The sequence below is a fragment of the Sulfitobacter sp. F26169L genome, assembly GCF_026410285.1.
Taxonomy (GTDB): Bacteria; Pseudomonadota; Alphaproteobacteria; order Rhodobacterales; family Rhodobacteraceae; genus Sulfitobacter.
Window position 1 is genome coordinate 300053 of sequence record NZ_JAPMLP010000001.1, and the last position, 17774, is coordinate 317826.

A 17774-nucleotide genomic window follows, 5' to 3' on the forward strand; every position below is an offset into this window, starting at 1 on the left:
GAAACAGGGCAAAGGTCAGCCCCGAAATAAAGCGGTATTGTGCAGCGGCTACGTCGGATCCTGTTTTCCCCGGATCAGTGATTGCGCGGTGTAAACCAGTATCGCGATCCCGATGGCCCCTGCGGCGGCAATCCCCAAAAGAACGAATGCGTCAATCGGCCCGCCAATATCGCGAAACCCTGAAACAGTGACAGCCTGTACAAAAATCACAGCGCCGATTGCCCCAACAGGCATGGACAGTTGCGCCAACAGGAACTTGCTCCAGTTTACAGTCCGGTCACGGATCAGAACATAAAAATACGCCAGTGTGACCACGCCAGCGATGGCAACAATTGCCCAGAACAGACCACGGCCGAATATTTCTTCCAGCACCGCGATGATTGTTCCAAATTTCATGTCGTTCATCGCCTAACCCTCCTCAGGCGCGCCCGCGCAGCATTGCGTTGTATGTCGCCTTCAGCGCGACTTCCTTCATCAACCACGAGATCCACAATTCCTCCAGCGGGGCGATAATACCGGGGAAAGAGGGGACCAGATTGTTGTTATAATCAAATTCAACCAGCATCGCCCGACCGATACGGGTGATCATCGGACAGGATGTATAGCCGTTGTATACCTCTGCGCCTGCACGCCCCTCAATCGCCGAGACGAGGTGGTCGACGACAACGGGCACCTGAAATTTTACGCTGGCGGCGGTTTTTCCCTTGGGAACACCCGCAACGTCACCCAGTGCGAAAATCTCCGGATAGCGAAGGTGGCGCAGGTTCTGCTGGTCCACTTCAACCCAGCCCTGATCTGTCCACTTATCTGCCCAGCTGAGGCCGGATTGGCGGATGAAGTCGGGCGCGCGCTGTGGTGGTACAACGTGCAGGTAGTCATATTCCATCTGCTGCTCACCCGCCGGTGTGGTGAAGGTTGCAAGCTTGCGCTCCGCGTCCACAGACTTCAGCACATGATTGTAAACGGGAGAGATGCCACGATCCCGAAACAACATTCGCACCTTTTCGGACACAATGGGAACGCCGAACAGCGCGTTGTCGTGGGCGGCATAGATGATCTCGGTTTTGCCGGCGTTCCCTGCGCGCCGCGCAATGTCATCGATCAAAAACGTATGTTTCAGCGGCGCACCTGCGCATTTCATCTCGGTTGCGGGGCGTGTGAACACACCGCGCCCGCCCGTGTGAGTGAACTGATCTGCCGCAGTCCATGTCTTTGCCGCATATTCCGGCCCAGCATAAAGCGCGCCGATACCGTTTTGGCCAACCATATCCAGCGAGAAGCCTTCAATGGCATCGTGATCCAGCACCAGCCCCGGCGCCAGCAAAAGGTAATCATAACTGAGGGTCTGCCCGCCTTCGGTCGATACCGTTCGGGTTTCGGGGTCCAGCGCAGCAACAGCATCGGGGATAAGGGTTGCATCCTTGGGCAGCCAGTCGGTAGTTTTTGACACAACGTAACCCGCAGGTTTCAGCCCCGGCGGCCACCAGCGACGGACCGGGCTGGTAGAGATGGTTGTGACGGGGATCAATCAGGGTGATTTTTGCGCCAAGGAGCCTGCGTGCGAGCTGGTTTGCCAGCGCCGCACCGGCAGCACCCGCACCGACGATTACGATGCTGGCACTGGTTTTAACCGGCGTGGGCGCGGACTGCGCGGCTTTGCGGGTTGCGAGCGCGCCGGCGCCGCTGAGCGCGGCGAGAGAAAGAAACCTTCTTCGATCCAGCATCATGTACCTCCTTGATCCGATTTTCCGAGTCGTGGCGACCGATTTTTAGGTGTCAGAGTGGCGTTGGCCGGTGTCCACACCCGGATCATCTTCTTCCCAAAGGGCGCGGTCCCCCTGCATTTCAAGCCACATCGCGTTGACGACAGCAAAGACCGCAGCCAACGGCAGCCCGAGCATCCAAGCGAAATACCACATAACGTTTTCCTTTCCTTAGTAGGCTGAACCGGAGTCGGTCACGTCCGCTTCGGTGACCTTGCCCCAGAGCACTTTGTAAACCCACGCGGTGTAAGCGAGGATGATGGGCATGAAGAACGCGGTCGCGATCAGCATCACAAACAGCGTTTGATGGGACGACGATGCGTCCCAGACGGTGAGCGAAGAGCGCGGATCAATCGATGAAGGCAGAATGAAGGGGAACATCGTCAGGCCAACGGATGAAATTGCGCCGAATATCCCCAGCTTGGACCACAGCAAGGTTGACCCCTCACGCCCCGCGCGCAGGCCTAATACGGCCATGACCATCCCGACAAGTCCCAACACCGGAGCTAGGGTAATCCACGGCCGTATCGCGTAGGCCGCCAGCCAACTGTCGGTGCGCACCACCTCGGAATAAAGCGGATTTGACGGCCCGTTCACCGCGGCTTCGGCGGCAAGGGCATAACCTTCCATGCCCACGGCCAGCCAGATACCGGCCAGCAAATACCCGATAATCGTAATTGAACCCGACCACATACCAATGACACGCGCGCGCGCCGCCACCGCCCCTTCGGCCTTTAGCGAGAGCCAAGCGGCCCCGTGTGTAGTCAGCATCGCAAAGGATACAGCGCCCGCCAGCAAGGCAAAAGGATTCAAAAGGCCCGCGAACTTGGCGTAAAACGCCCCCTCGTACCGGCTAAACAAATCATCGGTCAGCTCGAACGGGACGCCTTGTAGGACGTTGCCCACAGCAATGCCAAACACCAGCGCAGGCACCGCACCACCGGCAAACAGCGCCCAGTCCCATGCGCTGCGCCAGCGTGGATCATCGCGTTTGGAGCGGTATTTGAACGCGACGGGGCGCACGATCAGCGCCGCAAGGATTACGAACATCGCAAGGTAGAACCCCGAAAAGCTGACAGCATAAAGTGGCGGCCAAGCGGCGAAGATCGCGCCGCCCCCAAGGATCAGCCAGACCTGGTTTCCCTCCCAGACCGGACCAACTGTATTGATCGCGATGCGGCGTTCCATGTCGGTCTTGCCAACAAAGGGCAGCAATACGCCAACCCCCATGTCGAACCCGTCCGTCAGGGCAAATCCGATCAGCAGAACCCCCAGCAGCAGCCACCAGATTACGCGCAAGACATCGTAAGAGATCAGTTCATAAAGGATCATGGCGCTTACTCCGCAGGTGTTTTAGAAAAGGGGTCTTTGCCGTCCGTGGTGCGCAGGCGGTGATTGTGCCGTGCCCTCCAGATTTCGGTTTCTTCTACGTCTTCGACGGGGCCGCGCCGGATGTATTTCAGCATCAGCCGTACTTCGACGATAAACAGGATGGTGTAGAAAACCATGAACCCCGCAAGCGTCAGCAAGACATCTGATATCGATAGGTGGCTGACCGACAGGGCGGTCGGCAATACGCCATCCACCGTCCATGGCTGGCGGCCATATTCAGCTACGATCCAGCCCAGTTCGGCCGCGATCCACGGCGCGGGGATGATGATGACCGCCCCCCAAAGCGCCCAGCGTGGATAGACCTGACCGCGAAAACTGGAGCGCCAGAAGAAATAGGCCATTACCGCAATAAATCCGAAGCCGAGCCCGACCATGATGCGGAACGCCCAGAACAGCGGCCAGACATTCGGCACCGTATCATCGGCAGCCTGTTTGATCTGCGCCTCGGTGGCGTCACGCGGATCGTCCACGTAACGCTTGAGCAGATAGGCATAGCCCAGGTTGCCGCCGTGTTCTTCAAATGTCTGGCGCACGTCTGCCGGTGTTTCTGCCCGCTGCGCGCGAATTGTCATCAACGCATCATAGGCGATCATCCCCGAGCGTATGCGCTCTTCGGACTCAGCGACCAGATCGTTGATGCCGGGGATTTCTTCGGTCAGGGTGCGGGTGCCGATCAGGCCCATCATCCACGGAATTTTGATTGCGTAATGGGTTTCACGCGCTTCCATGTCGGGAAAACCGATCAGGTTGAAAGGGGCTGGGGCGGGTTCTGTCTCCCACATGCCTTCAATCGCAGCCATTTTCATCTGCTGGTTGTGCGACACATCATAGCCGGACTCATCACCCAGCAGAACCACCGACAGGGCAGAGGCAAGCCCGAAGGACGCCGCCACCGTGATCGAACGGCGCGCCAGTTCAAGATGCCTCCCCTGAAGCATATACCACGCCGATACGCCCAGCACAAAAATCGCCGCAGTGACATAACCTGCTGAAACCGTGTGCACAAATTTCGCTTGCGCCACCGAGTTGAACATCACTTCGAAAAAGCTGGTGAGTTCCATCCGCATCGTTTCGGGGTTGAATTCAGCCCCGACAGGGTTTTGCATCCAGCCATTCGCAATAAGAATCCACAGCGCGGAAAAGTTCGAGCCGATCGCAACCAGCCACGCAACAATCAGGTGCGCAACCTTGCTCAGCTTGTCCCAACCAAAGAAGAACAGGCCCACAAATGTCGCCTCAAGGAAAAAGGCCATCAACCCTTCAAGGGCAAGGGGGGCGCCGAAAATATCGCCGACGTAATGGCTGAAGTATGACCAGTTCATCCCGAACTGGAATTCCATCGTGATGCCCGTGGCCACCCCCAATGCAAAGTTGATGCCAAACAGCATGCCCCAGAATTTGGTCATCTGTCGCCAGATCGGACGGCCTGTCATCACATAGACTGTCTCCATAATCGCCACGATCACAGAAAGGCCCAAGGTCAGCGGCACAAAGAGAAAGTGGTACATGACCGTAGCGGCAAATTGCAGACGGGACAGTTCGACGATGTCGAGATCCATTTCGCGTATCCTTTTTTCGCGGGGCGGGTGCGCGGTGGCTTGCCCGTACCACGGTTCCCGCTTCCGATGTTGTTCCGACTACATTATGGCAACTTAGCCGGATGGTGACATTATCACCGAGCAAGAGATATCTTTCGGTCGAACACCCGATGATCGGCGCTGCGGTGCAAAACCGCAATGATTGCTGCCTCTGGCAAGGCGCTGCGAATGCCCGACAGAACGTGATCTGCGGTTTCTGCATCCAACCCCTCGGTAGGTTCATCCAAAAGCAGAAGGCGTGGCGATTTAAGAAGCGCACGGGCCAGCGCCAGGCGTTTTGCCTGCCCTCCTGACAGGCCCGCACCCGCTTCACCAAGGCGCACGTCCAGACCGCCGCGCGCCGCGATGTCATCATCAAGCGCGACCGCAGCCAGAGCGCGCCACATCGCATCGTCGTCCGCCTGTGCGCCAAGCGCAAGGTTGTCGCGGATGGTGCCTGCAATCAGAGCACTGCGTTGCGGCACCATCGTCACGATCCCGCGCAGTGCGGTATCGGGCCAGCGATCGGGCCGCTGCCCGAAAATTGCGACACCGCCACCATCGGCAAGTCCGGCAATTTGCATCAGCAGACTGGTCTTGCCGCAGCCACTGGGTCCGGTGAGGGCGAGGGCCTCGGCACCGTCCATATCGAAATTAATCAAGGGACTGTGTACTGACAGTAACGGTGCTTCCGTAATGTTCGGGGCATTGGCCTGCCCGGGGCGCGGTGGAGTATTACAAGGGTTCCCGATCCGCTTTGCGGCCCCGGCCATTCTGCCATACTCCGCTACACCCCGCCTGAGCGGCGCCAGCGTTTCGGCCAACGCAAGCGCTACAAAAACCCCGATCGCGGCTACTGCTGGCCCCGCATGGCCATGTTGCACAATCCACCCGCCTGCGGTCAGGGCAAGCCCGACGACCACCGCAACCAGGGCCGACACCGCCGCGCCTGCGTTGCGTTCGGCGAGATCAAGTGCGCGCGCGGCGATGCGGGTGCTGGTATCAAGCGCTTCCAGTTCCGCTTCGCGCCTGCCAAGCCCCGCCCCGAGGATCAGCGCCTGACGGTTGCGGATCATGTCGATAATTCCCTGACGCAGCTTTTGATCCTGTGCCTCGACCGTGTCGGAAGGATGCACACCGCGCCGCGCCAGTTGCCAGAACACCAGTACCGCCAGCGGCAGGTAGCCCGCGAGAACCGTCCACGCCACCAGCCAGCCTGCCAGCCAGCCAAGGGCACAGAACGCGATCACGTGGGTGACCAGCGCGCCCATTCCCGGCAGCACGAGGCGCAGCATCAAGCCGTCCAGCGCATCCACATCCGATATAATCCGCGTCAGCACAGCCTCGCTGCGCAGATGTGAAAGCTGTCGATGATCCAGATGACCCTGTCTGCGCAACAGCGTCACGCGAAGCGCTGCCAATGCGCGCAAGGTTGCATCGTGGGTCAGCAGGCGTTCGCCGTAGCGTGCAGCCGTGCGCCCAAGCGCGAGAAACCGCACACCGGCGGATGGGCGGAATACATCGAACGCGATGCCCACGCCCGCAATTCCCGCGATCCCTGTTGCGGTGATGAACCATCCCGAAAGGCCCAGCAAGGCCGCGCCCATCAGCAGTACAACCACTGTCAGGGCAGCGCCCCGTGCCATTGCCCAAGGGGCCGCAGACACAAGCAACCGCATAAATGGTAAAAGAACTTTCATACTCCCACCTCGACCGAACGATCCATCGCAGCCACCAGCACAGGATCATGGGTTGCGACGATCAGGCTGTGGCCGCTTTCTTTCAACCGGAGCAGCGCGCGGATAACCTGCGCCGCCGTGGCAGGGTCCAGATCGGCTGTCGGCTCGTCCGCGAGGATCAACTCGCGACCGCCGAGAAAGGTGCGCGCAATCATCAGCCGCCGCGCTTCGCCGCCCGAAACACCGCCACCCGTTTCCCCCAGCCGCGTCGCGAGACCCTGCGGCAGGCGGTGCACGATACCGGCTGCTTCGGCCTGCTCCAGCGCGGGCCACGGATCGGCGCCGCGCGCATCCGGATCAAGCCATTCGCGCAGTTCCTGATCAGGAAAATGCAGCGTTTGGGGCACAAGCGCGATGCGCGCGCGCCAGGCATCGGCGGTGCTATCGTCCAGCACGACACCACAGACAGTGATGCATCCCGCAGACAGGGGTACCAGCCCTGCAATCGCGGCAAGGGCCGTGCTTTTTCCTGCCCCGCTAGAGCCTGTCAGGGCCAGAGCCTCGCCCGCTTTTAACTTGAAGTCGGGCAGTGGCACGTTTCGCTCCGGCAGGGCCGCTACCGCTCCTGTCAGGACCAACGACAGCGCACCTTTCAGGGCAGGGGCGGGATGTGCGTTTCCGACAATTTCCACCCGCGCGGCGGCGTCCAGCGCATCCAGATCAGCCACAACAGACAATCCCGCAGCGCGATCATGCCACGCCGCAGCGAGATCCCTGAAGGGCTGAAAAAACTCGGGCGTGATCAGCAGCAAAAACAATCCTTCAGCCAACCCCAGTGGTGTGCCCCAACTGCCAAACTGAAGCGCCCCCAAAAGGGTGAAGCCGACAAAAACCGCCACCATGGCCACGCCAATTGCACTGAACAGTTCCAGCACGGTCGAGGAGAGGAACGCCACGCGCAGGACGGACATGGTGCGCACCCGAAGCGCGTCGGCGCGGGCGGTGAAATCGGCGGTGCTGCGCTCTGTCGCGCCCAGTAACCGGATGTCGAGCATGGCCGAAAGACGGTCCATCAGCATCGCGTTCATCGAACCGATCTCGTCCATCTGGCGGCGCGATGCCTGTTCGGCGGTGATCCCGACAAGCGCCATGAAAACCGGAATAAGCGGCCCCGCGACCAGCATCGTTAGTCCGACTGCCCAGGAGAACCAGAACGCCATAACCAGCAAAACCAGCGGCAGCACCATCACCCGCACCATCGCCACGTAATAGCGTGTGATCCAGGGTTGCAGCAGCGGCAGCTTTTGCACAACCAGTGCTGCAATTTCGGCCGATCCAGCATCTGCGCGCGCGCGCGCCTCGCGGCGGATCAGGGCGGTTCGTTCGCGGGTGATCGTTTGGTCTGCTGCCTCGAAAAGACGCTTTTGCGCGCGATGATCTAGGGCCGCCCGCAGCAGGCCGCCCAGCACAAAAACCATCGCCGCCACGCCAGTGCGGCCGGTATCGCCAGACACCCAGCCGGAAATGGCCCACGCCAGGGCCGCCGCCTGAATCGGCCAGACCAAACCGGAGATCACAGAAAGCACGCCCGCCACCCGCAGGGACTGCGACACAGGCGCAATAATGCGCGCATCCGCCCGCTTCTTGGCAGATGGCTTTTCGTGTATATCGGATGTGTTGGTCATATCGGCTTCGCCTTACACGATCCTGCAAGGCTGTTCGAGCGGACAAAACCGCACCCTTTGCCAGTGTGCAAACGTCCAAAGCAGAAACTCTAACGCAAGTATGATAGCAGTTCGCTGCTTCAACAAGAATAAGTCGCGTTAATGATTTATTCTGAAAGGCTTTGCCAACCTAAAAATGCCCTACTGTCCCGTATATGAACGGGTGCGCAGCTCCGGGAAGGTACGGGTACATCCGCAGGGTAATCAACTACGAGCCTGCCTACAAACGCGCCCGCTGAGGCTTTGCTGCTGAAAGTATCGCGCGCAAATAGCAATGTTGGTCACATCGAATTCATGCGCGACACACAGACATAAAGAATTGAGCGCCGCAGAGGCAATTGTCTTTGCAACCAGATCGCTGCGCTTTTCCGTAGCGTGGCTATTTCGGCTCTTTCGGGCGTGTGCGGGCGAGATCGGCGGTGATCGGAATGAATTCATCATCATCGCCGGGGGGCAGCTTGAAAGGGCCGTTTTCCCAATCGCCGGCCCGCCACGCTTCCTTGGCGTGTTCGATCTTGTCTTTGGACGAAGACACGAAATTCCACCAAATGTAGCGCTTTTCGTTCAGCGTTGCGCCGCCGAGAGCCATCACGCGCGCGCCGCGCGGACCTGCCTTGACCGTCATCTTGTCACCGGGGCGGAATACCATCATGCGACCGGCTTCGAATGTATCCCCCGCGACCTCGATGCTGCCTTCGGTGACATAGATACCGCGATCTTCGTGGTTGTCTGGCAGGGGGAAAGATTTACCCGCCTCCAGTGTCACATCCAGATAAAAGGTTTCCGACTGTGTGGTGACGGGGCTTGTCTCGCCATAGGCAGAGCCGAGGATCAACCGCGCAGAGAGACCGTTTTCGGTGATCAACGGCAATGCGCCTTCCTTGTGGTGTTCAAATTCCGGCTCCATGTCCTCGCGGTGTTCGGGCAGGGCGATCCATGTCTGGATACCGAACAACTTACTGTTGCGCGCGCGGGTTTCCTCGCTCGTACGTTCCGAATGGGTGACGCCTTTGCCCGCAGTCATCCAGTTTACTTCGCCGGGGTAAATCATCTGGTGCGTGCCAAGGCTGTCGCGGTGTTCGAATTCGCCTTCATACAAATAGGTAACCGTGCCAAGCCCGATGTGGGGGTGGGGGCGCACGTCGATGCCACCTTCGTCGATAAATTCGGCGGGGCCCATCTGGTCGAAAAAGATGAACGGACCAACCATCTGGCGTTCCGGCGATGGCAGGGCGCGGCGCACATCAAATCCGCCAAGATCGCGCGCACGGGGGATGATGAGAGTTTCGATCGAGTTGCTATCTGCATTCGGACAATCGGGGTCTTGGGTGGGAATCCAGCTCATATTTATTCTCCTGTCGGCGGCGCTAAGGTTTCACTTTAGGCCGATTTGGGGTTTCATCATTCGTGTCTCAGAAAGGGTTGATACCCGTTGTCACCACTGGAAAGCATCGGAGACTTCGGCCGCGTGTTTCTGAGCATAAGCGCGTACGTAAGGGCAGAATGCCACGATGCGTTGCCCCTTTTCGCGGGCGTCTGCGATCAGCCGCTCCACCAGCGCGCGGGCGACACCGTGTCCTGCCATGGTTTCTGGCACCTCTGTGTGATCCGCGATGATCAGGGTGGGCGTGACCTTTTTGACGATCAATTCACCCGCGCCTTCAATACCTTTGATGGTCGCGCGGTAGCGGCCCTTGAATTCGGTTTCGACATATTTAATCGTGAGATCAGGCATGGAGTTCTCCGTTGTTTTGCAAGCTGGAAACTAGAGGGCATCACTTATTTTTTTTCGCGCGGCATCGTGAAAATTAGTGCCGCGCCGTCACTGGCCCAGTCGAGCGTTGTCTCTTCGCCCGCTGGCACTTGTAAACCGTCACCTGCGCTCAGGTGTTCGCCCTCGGCGAAGGCGAGCCCGTCGATGATATGTAGGAAACGCAAAGTGTCCGGGTCGGCGACTGGGGTACGATCGCCGTCTTTCACACGGATCAACTCCACGGTCGTAGCCGAATTGAGAGTCAGCAGCGGTTGAGAGGTTTCGGGACCTGCGATTAGAACGTTTCCGGCTTGCGGCACAGCGCGTTGGGCATAGGTGGGCTTGCCACCTGTTGTATCAGGGATCAGCCATATCTGGAACAGATGCGCCGTCTCGGTATCCGAGGCATTGCGTTCGGAATGGGTGACACCGCTGCCCGCCGACATCAGCTGCGCTTCACCTGCGTTGATCAGTGAAACGTTTCCCTGATCATCCTCATGGCGCAGCTGGCCTTTGATCACGTAGGTGAGGATGTCCATATCCGCATGGGGGTGGCTGGCAAATCCCGAACCAGGAATGATTGTATCTTCGTTCAACACACGCAAGTTGCCAAAACCCATCCGCTTGGGGTCCTGAAACGAGCCAAAGGAGAATGTGTGATAACTGTCGAGCCAGCCGCCACGGGTATGGCCGCGTACGGCTTTCTGATGGATTGTGATCATCACATAACTCCTTTGAATTAGAATCCGAGCGGCTTAGGGCGCCACCAGAAGGGATTGCAGGGCGACAAGTTCACTCTGGCGCAGATCATGGCCACCTTCGTGGATTTCGGTTGTGACGTCGGCGCCTTGTGCCTCGAACCAGTCAATCAGCCGTGCGCTTTCGGGCCACGGACAGATCGGATCGCGCTGGCCCGCTGTGATCAGGATGCGCTTGCCGGACAGGGCAGGCACCGCATCGGGCGACCATGGGATCAGCGGATGCAACAGCCCGATGCGGTCAAACAGATCGGGATGGTTCATCGCGACGGACGCAAGGATGTTTGCGCCGTTGGAGTAGCCAAAGCCATAGACCGGCGTTTCGGGGTGCGCTGCTTTGTGCGCCGCGATGAACCGGGCCATGGTTTCCGTGCGCTTGGCCAGATCGTCCATATCATAGACGCCCTCGCCGGTGCGCCGGAAAAACCGCGCTGCGCCGCCCTCTGATACATCACCGCGCGGGGATACAATGCCCGCCTGCGGTGCAATCTGCTCGGCAAGGCCGAAGAACTGGTTTTCATCCCCGCCCGTGCCGTGAAAGGCAAAGATCAGCGGAGCGCCCGTGGCGGGGGCTTTGGTCTTGGCGTAATAGGTGTCTGTCGACATATCAGCCTCCTCAAGAAGAAAGTTTAGGCAACAGCGCCTCGATCTGGGCGCGATGGGGTTCATAGCGATCCGGCAGTTTCAGCGCCTCACCGAGGTGCTTGGTATCTTCGTCACGATCAAACCCCGGTTCGTTGGTCGCCACCTCGAACAGGATACCGCCCGGCGTGCGGAAATAGATCGCCCAGAAATAATCACGGTCGATCACGGGGGTGACCTGATATCCGGTGTCCATCAGCGCCTTTCGCACCTCAAGCTGTGTTGCACGGTCATCAACGGCAAAGGCGATATGATGTACCGATCCGGCACCTTGGCCCGCTGTATGCGCGGACGGTAGTTCTTCCAGATCAATAGTATCGGCGCCGTTTCCGTTTTCCATCCGGTAGCGTATCACGTTGCCGTCCGCTTCGTCCCTTTGATACCCCATGAAACCCAGAAGTTCGCCGGTGGCCGCAGCATCACGCAGGGCAAAGCGCGCCCCGTGAAAGCCGAGAATGCCTGCATCTTCGGGCACGTCGGTGCCTGTCCACGGTGTACGCCCCTTTGTATCCGCTTCCACCAGTGCAAAGCCGTCACCGTCAGGCCCATCAAATTGCAGACGGTTTTCACCAAGGAATGATGTCTTGTTCAGGCCGGTAACGCCGCGGTTGCCCAGCCGGTCCTGCCAGAACGCCAGCGCGCCCTTGGGGACGGCAAATTCTGTGGTAGCTACTTCACCTGTGCCACGACGGCCCTTGGACATATTGGCAAACGGAAAATATGTCATCACCGAGCCGGGAGTGCCGACTTCGTCGCCATAATAAAGGTGGTACGTTTCCGGTGAATCAAAATTCACCGTCTTTTTCACACGGCGCAAGCCAAGTGTATCAGTGAAAAATGTATTGTTTTCTGCTGCATCGCCCGCCATCGACGTGACGTGGTGCAGACCGCTAATATCTTTGATCATGGTAAAACCTTTCCATTTCGCTGTTGCTGACAAGGTAGGCCGCTATCAGAGGATACAGAATAGAAACGATGTTGCATTCACTATTATCGGTAATGCAACAATAAGCCATGCAAGATATCAAACCACTCTGCGTGCTCTGGAAAGTAGCAGAGTTTTGCCGCAGCAGCGCATGTTCTTAAGATGCTATTTGCTTCTTTCACCCGCATAGTCGCCAAACCCGACGCGGATCTCGGCGAGTGGGTATCGGGGCGCAAGGTATCGCTGACCAATGCGGGGCGCTGATTGAAGAATTGCACCGTGTGAAGAAAAACTGCTGCGCGGGCGGTTCCACGACGCGTCTAACTAGAGATGCAACATGTCCGAAGGGCCAAATCGGTTTATGTGGTGGCAGGCTGGCCGAGTTTGTCTGTCTGATTGGGGTGACCCGCCGCGCTTGCACGGCGGGTCATAAGGTTTAATCCAAAGCGGGCGCAGGCGCGAGTTTGCCCGAGCATTCACCAAACCCGATACGGTAACCGTCGCCCTGTGCGGCGCCGCGCAGGGTCAGGGTATCGCCATCTTCAAGGAAGGTACGGGTTTCGCCGGTATCAAGCGTCAAAGGCTCCTTACCGCCCCAGCTAAGCTCCAGCAGACTGCCGCGATTTTCCTTTTCCGGACCGGAGATCGTACCGGAACCGAGCAGATCACCCACCCGCATCGGGCAGCCGCTGGTGGTATGGTGCGTCAGTTGCTGGGCCGCTGAATAATACATCACGTTGTAGTTGGTGTGCGACAGGATCGTTTCGGCCTTCCCCTCGGGCGCGAGTCCGACTTCCAGATCAATGTCATACAGCATCGGACCGGGTTCGCTCAGATAGGGCAGCAGTTCCTTTTCGCGTGGCGGGGTCGAGGTGCGGAAGGGTTCAAGCGCGGCTTTGGTCACGATCCACGGGCTGATTGTCGTTGCGGTGGCCTTGGCTTGGAACGGTCCAAGCGGCACATATTCCCACGCCTGAATGTCGCGCGCGGACCAGTCGTTCAGCAGCACATAGCCGAAAATCATGTCATCGGCTTCCTGTACGCTGACACGGCCCTTGGACGGCTTGCCGACGATGGCCCCCATCTCAAGCTCAAGGTCAAACCGCTTGGATGCCTCGAACACGGGCATGTCCATATCCGGTGCTTTCAGCTGGCCGTTGGGGCGGGTGATTTCCGTGCCGCTGACAACAACAGACGATGCGCGCCCGTTATACCCGATTGGAATGTGCAACCAGTTGGGGGGCAGGGCATTCGCAGGATCGCGGAAAAGACTTCCGACATTGAAGGCGTGATGACGACCTGCATAAAAATCGGTGAACTCGGTAACCGTGAACGGCATTTCCAGCGTTGCATCGGAGATCGCCACAAGATGCTTTTCGAGGTCTGATTGTTGTGCAGCGCCTTCGCTTAACGCGTCGGTCAAAAACGTGCGGAAACTTTCCCAGACATCAGCGCCTAGCGCCATGAAATCATTCCATGTGCCGCGGCTGAATACGCCCGTTTCGGGCAGGTCCAGCAGGCCGGCATTTTCCAGTGCTGTAACGTCAAGAATGTGGTCGCCAATGGCAACACCCGCGCGCAAGGTTCCGTCACCGGTGTGAAACGCTCCGTACGGCAAGTTATTGAGCGGAAAACCGGTTTCTGATGAATTGGCCGTTTCGACCCAAGAGCGGCGTAGCTGTGTCATAGTATATCCTTCAAGAAGCGTCGGGTTGGTTTTCGGGCCGCGCGGCGTCAAATGCCGGCAGCTTCAAGGCGTGATTTTCAATTTCAAGCAAGCGCGCAAAGGGTGACATATCGACCCCCCAGCGGTGCGCATTATAGAGCTGCGCCACAAGGCAGATGTCGCAAAGCAATGGTGTGTCCGAAAAGCTGTATGTGGTCCCTTGGGGTAAAAGTGCCTGATATGCATGGAAGCCTTCGCTCATCCAGTGGCGTATCCACTCTGTGCCTTCGTCGGCACTCAACCCGTGTTCGGATTTCAGGCGGCTGACAACCTTCAGATTGTTTACCGGATGAATATCCATTGCAATAATCTGGGCTGCTGCCTGTACCTTGGCCCGCAGCACCGGATCATCGGGTAATAAGGCGGGCTCGGGTGCGATGTGATCCAGATATTCAAGGATCGCCAGCGATTGGGTCAGCACTGTGCCGTCGTCAAGCTCCAGTGTGGGAACGCCTTTGATCGGATTGCGGGCGATATACTCAGGCGCACGCTGCGCACCGGCGACAAGATCAACGGGGATCGTGTCAAATGCCAGACCCTTGAGGTGCAGCGCCACCCGCACGCGGTAGGAGGTGGTCGAGCGCCAATAGCTATAAAGTTTCATATAAAATCCTTGTTTTCCGGAAACCGACGCAGGCAGAGATTGTCTGCCGACACCATCGCTGCACCGGATGCGCCGGGCGGCTGGTCGGGCTGGCGGTGCCAGCCCTTTCCGTCATTGCCTTGCGGCGCGCCGGGTAACGCGGCGCCGCAGGACAATGGTTTGTAAGGCAGGGAAAAGGCGCGATCCGCGCTCATTTCTTGCCCGGTGTGCCGTCGAACTTTTTCTCCAAATCGGTCCAGCAGTCGATGTAATTGTCCTGCAAGGGGGCCTCTTTACCTGCAAACTCTGTCAGGTGCTGGGGGAAGCGGGTTTCGAACATGAACGACATGGTGTTGTCCAGCTTTTCGGGTTTCAGGTCCGCGTTGGACGCCCCTTCAAAGGCCGCCTTGTCCGGACCGTGCGGCAACATCATGTTGTGCAGGCTGACGCTTCCGGGGGCAAAGCCGTCGGGCTTGGCGTCATACTGGCCGTAAATGTTGCCCATCAACTCGGACATCACGTTCTTGTGGTACCATGGCGGACGGAACGTATCTTCCATCGTCATCCAGCGTTCGCGGAACAGAACGAAGTCGATGTTTGCCGTTCCTTCAACGCCGGAGGGGGCCGTGAGCACGGTAAAAATCGACGGATCGGGGTGGTCAAACAGGATCGCGCCGATGGGACAATAATCACTCAGATCATATTTGCAGGGCGCGTAATTGCCGTGCCACGCCACCACATCCAGCGGCGAATGCCCTATTTTCGTTTCATGGAATTGGCCACACCACTTTATCGTCAATGTCGAAGGCACTTCGCGATCTTCATATGCTGCGACAGGTGTTTTGAAATCACGACGGTTTGCCATGCAGTTGGCACCAATCGGACCACGGCCGGGCAGTTCATATTTCTGGCCGTAGTTTTCGCAGATAAAGCCGCGCGCCGGTCCTTCGAGTACTTCGACACGATACACCAGACCACGGGGCAGAATGGCGATTTCCTTGGGCGCAAGATCAATGATCCCCAGTTCGGTGCAGAACCGCAGGCGGCCTTCCTGCGGAACCACCAGCAATTCGCTGTCCGCAGAATAGAAGTAACTGTCGACCATGCTTTCAGTCACAAGGTAAATATGACTGGCCATGCCCACCTGCGTATTCACGTCACCGGCAGTGGTCATTGTGCGCATACCTGTCAGCCAAGTGAGCGGCGCGTCGGTGTGGGGCACGGGGTTCCAGCGGTATTGTCCAAGGCTGGTCACGTCCTCTACGACGTTGGGGGCGGTTTTCCAGTAGGGCAGATCGATTTTTTCATAACGGTGGGAATGTTTTACGGACGGGCGGATGCGATAGCACCACGTGCGCTCGTTCTGGTGGCTGGGCGCGGTAAACGCTGTGCCGGAGAGTTGTTCGCCGTACAGACCATAGTTGCATTTCTGCGGGCTGTTCATCCCTTGGGGCAGGGCGCCGGGAAGCGCTTCTGTTTCGAAGTCATTGCCAAATCCGGGCATGTATCCGGGTGTCGTTGTCTTGCCATCCGCTTGTACCAGCGGGCTGATATCTCCGTCTTTCATTGTCGTTCTCCTACCAAAAATACCGTCGAATTCTGATGCTGCGTCAATATGGCAACGGTCGAGCCGTCAGGCCTCTAATTCGTTTCACTTGCAACGAATACCATTTCGTGGGAAGTTGTGTCAATATCGTTTCATATGAAATGAAAATCCCAAGGCGGCCTGACCATGACGACCGACGACTTCAATCTGGATGACTTTCTTCCTTACCAAATATCAATGCTTTCTGCGCGAATGAACGGGCTGCTGTCTGCGACGTATGTGGAGGGGTACAATCTTTCGAACTCCGAATGGCGTGTTCTGGTCCATGTGGCACGGCGTGAAAAGATGTCGGTACGTGATATCCACAAATGCGTGAATCTTGAAAAACCTGCCGTAAGCCGTGCGGTAACCAGATTGGAAAACAACGGTCTGTTGGTTAAAATGACAAGCGAACAGGATCACCGGCTGGTGGAGATTCAACTAACTGATGCCGGAATTGATGTCCTCAACGATATCACGCCGAAGGCGCTCGCATTCGAAAAAAAGCTCCTTCAAGCTTTTTCGGCGGAGGATGGCGCGCTTTTCTATACCTTGATGGAGCGGCTGCATAACCAATTGGACAAAGACCCAAACGCAACGCCGCGTAAACCCCGTGCCGATGGCCGCCCCAGATGCTTGCCGGACTGACGCAGCCTTTCAGCGCCAAATCCGGGTCCGTGGATGTCTGCCTTTGGCATAAGTTTTGTCAGTCGGAAAAGCGTCGATGTTGTGCTCCACCAGAGAGCGCATCGTTTTTGGCATGAATGAGAGGTCGGGAAAAAATGCACACAGCGCCCTGCTATTCAATCTCGCCTTCGGGTAGGATCAGCGATGCACCGATGGCTTGTGCCGTTTTGTTCAACTTTTCCAAATGCTCGTTGGCGACAGACGCAACATTTCGCTGTTCGGCGAGCCAGACGAGGCTAATTGATCCCACGGGCTGGTCACCTGATTTGATGGCGACGCTGATCGCATTGGGGACTCCGCCGTAATCTACAGCACGGCCCCAATACTCTTCTTCCCGTGCGGCAAATCCTTTTGCTTTGATTTCCCGCAATCTTTCCGGAAAGGTCAACGCGGCCTTGTGATCTTTTCCCCGGCTGCTCGCGACCAGCTTGGAAATGTAAGTTGCGCGTTTTTCAGGATTCACAGCTGCCAGAAAAGCGCTGCCCAATGCAGACCGGAAAGGCGAGGGGCGATAGCCGATGGTATCCGGGTAAATGCCGTGTTGGGCAAAGCGCCGTGTGGTATCGATGATTTCCACTCGCCCTAAACCGATCGTAACCGCAAGGTCCACGCCAAGACCGGTCGCATTGGATAGAGCGACGATTTCATCTGTTCCTGCAGTGATAATCGCATCAACCGAATCGGCGGTTGCCGTCAGCCGTGGAAACCTTGGTCCAATCCGGTAACGACCGTCAATTCGGCTTCGGGTCAGCCAGTTCTGGTTTACCAGCGTTGCACAAATTCTAAGGACTGTCGGTTTCGGCAGGCCCGTCTGATCCGCCAAAAAAGCAAGTGATGTCACACCACTACCAGAGACCACTTCGATTATTTTCATGCTCCGTTCGACAGAGCGATTTAATTTTGACATTATCGTTCCACCTGGTGAAATCAAGGTTCGACCAACTTCTTTATATTGTCTAGCCTTTTTCTCCACCACGTCG

The 17774-nt window shown here is 57.8% G+C and carries 19 protein-coding genes; 1 reads left to right on the forward strand and 18 read right to left on the reverse strand.

What is annotated here, in order from left to right; all coding sequences use genetic code 11:
* Positions 1-48: 48 nt before the first annotated feature.
* The 17 genes from OS189_RS01380 to hmgA form a co-directional block, all read right to left on the reverse strand.
* Positions 49-405 (reverse strand): DUF5368 domain-containing protein, encoded by a 357-nt coding sequence (locus OS189_RS01380; RefSeq protein ID WP_267165486.1) that lies wholly within the window; start codon positions 403-405, stop codon positions 49-51.
* Positions 406-418: 13 nt separating this feature from the next.
* Positions 419-1450, reverse strand: a complete 1032-nt coding sequence (locus OS189_RS01385; protein WP_323380210.1) for an NAD(P)/FAD-dependent oxidoreductase — start codon at positions 1448-1450, stop codon at positions 419-421.
* Entirely contained in the window at positions 1332-1727 is a 396-nt protein-coding gene (locus OS189_RS18635) for an FAD-dependent oxidoreductase (RefSeq protein WP_323380211.1), read from the reverse strand. Before OS189_RS18635 ends, OS189_RS01385 begins: the two co-directional genes overlap by 119 nt.
* Before the next feature lie 42 nt (positions 1728-1769).
* Positions 1770-1919 carry a cytochrome bd-I oxidase subunit CydX gene (gene cydX / locus OS189_RS01390; protein ID WP_267165487.1) on the reverse strand — a complete coding sequence of 50 codons (150 nt, stop codon included), beginning with the start codon at positions 1917-1919 and terminating at the stop codon, positions 1770-1772.
* A 15-nt stretch (positions 1920-1934) separates the two neighbouring features.
* Positions 1935-3095, reverse strand: coding sequence for a cytochrome d ubiquinol oxidase subunit II (gene cydB / locus OS189_RS01395; protein WP_267165488.1), 1161 nt, complete (start codon positions 3093-3095; stop codon positions 1935-1937).
* Positions 3096-3100: 5 nt separating this feature from the next.
* Positions 3101-4714, reverse strand: a complete 1614-nt coding sequence (locus OS189_RS01400; protein WP_267165489.1) for a cytochrome ubiquinol oxidase subunit I — start codon at positions 4712-4714, stop codon at positions 3101-3103.
* A gap of 113 nt (positions 4715-4827) precedes the next feature.
* Positions 4828-6432 (reverse strand): amino acid ABC transporter ATP-binding/permease protein, encoded by a 1605-nt coding sequence (locus OS189_RS01405; protein ID WP_267165490.1) that lies wholly within the window; start codon positions 6430-6432, stop codon positions 4828-4830.
* Positions 6429-8096 carry an ABC transporter ATP-binding protein/permease gene (locus OS189_RS01410; protein WP_267165491.1) on the reverse strand — a complete coding sequence of 556 codons (1668 nt, stop codon included), beginning with the start codon at positions 8094-8096 and terminating at the stop codon, positions 6429-6431. The genes OS189_RS01405 and OS189_RS01410 overlap by 4 nt, the downstream gene beginning before the upstream one ends.
* A gap of 418 nt (positions 8097-8514) precedes the next feature.
* A complete protein-coding gene (locus tag OS189_RS01415) occupies positions 8515-9480 on the reverse strand; it encodes a pirin family protein (protein WP_267165492.1) in 966 nt (321 codons plus the stop codon).
* A gap of 90 nt (positions 9481-9570) precedes the next feature.
* The gene (locus OS189_RS01420) at positions 9571-9870 is read right to left on the reverse strand and encodes a GNAT family N-acetyltransferase (RefSeq protein ID WP_267165493.1); all 300 of its coding nucleotides are present in this window, start codon (positions 9868-9870) and stop codon (positions 9571-9573) included.
* Between the two features lie 44 nt (positions 9871-9914).
* A complete protein-coding gene (locus OS189_RS01425; RefSeq protein ID WP_267165494.1) occupies positions 9915-10610 on the reverse strand; it encodes a pirin family protein in 696 nt (231 codons plus the stop codon).
* 33 nt (positions 10611-10643) lie between these two features.
* Complete coding sequence (locus OS189_RS01430) at positions 10644-11252, reverse strand: alpha/beta hydrolase (RefSeq protein WP_267165495.1); 609 nt, start codon at positions 11250-11252, stop codon at positions 10644-10646.
* Between the two features lie 10 nt (positions 11253-11262).
* Complete coding sequence (locus OS189_RS01435; protein WP_267165496.1) at positions 11263-12195, reverse strand: VOC family protein; 933 nt, start codon at positions 12193-12195, stop codon at positions 11263-11265.
* 454 nt (positions 12196-12649) lie between these two features.
* The gene (gene fahA, locus OS189_RS01440) at positions 12650-13900 is read right to left on the reverse strand and encodes a fumarylacetoacetase (protein WP_267165497.1); all 1251 of its coding nucleotides are present in this window, start codon (positions 13898-13900) and stop codon (positions 12650-12652) included.
* Positions 13901-13910: 10 nt separating this feature from the next.
* Positions 13911-14543, reverse strand: coding sequence for a maleylacetoacetate isomerase (maiA, locus tag OS189_RS01445; RefSeq protein WP_267165498.1), 633 nt, complete (start codon positions 14541-14543; stop codon positions 13911-13913).
* Positions 14540-14737, reverse strand: coding sequence for a hypothetical protein (locus OS189_RS01450; RefSeq protein ID WP_267165499.1), 198 nt, complete (start codon positions 14735-14737; stop codon positions 14540-14542). Before OS189_RS01450 ends, maiA begins: the two co-directional genes overlap by 4 nt.
* A complete protein-coding gene (hmgA, locus tag OS189_RS01455; RefSeq protein ID WP_267165500.1) occupies positions 14734-16089 on the reverse strand; it encodes a homogentisate 1,2-dioxygenase in 1356 nt (451 codons plus the stop codon). Before hmgA ends, OS189_RS01450 begins: the two co-directional genes overlap by 4 nt.
* A 165-nt stretch (positions 16090-16254) precedes the next feature.
* On the opposite strand from hmgA, the gene OS189_RS01460 reads away from it, so the two are divergent.
* Positions 16255-16755, forward strand: coding sequence for a MarR family winged helix-turn-helix transcriptional regulator (locus OS189_RS01460; RefSeq protein WP_267165501.1), 501 nt, complete (start codon positions 16255-16257; stop codon positions 16753-16755).
* Between the two features lie 151 nt (positions 16756-16906).
* Here OS189_RS01460 and OS189_RS01465 read toward each other — a convergent pair whose 3' ends face one another.
* On the reverse strand, positions 16907-17767 hold the full coding sequence (locus tag OS189_RS01465) for an IclR family transcriptional regulator (RefSeq protein ID WP_267165502.1): 861 nt from the start codon (positions 17765-17767) through the stop codon (positions 16907-16909).
* Positions 17768-17774 lie beyond the last annotated feature (7 nt).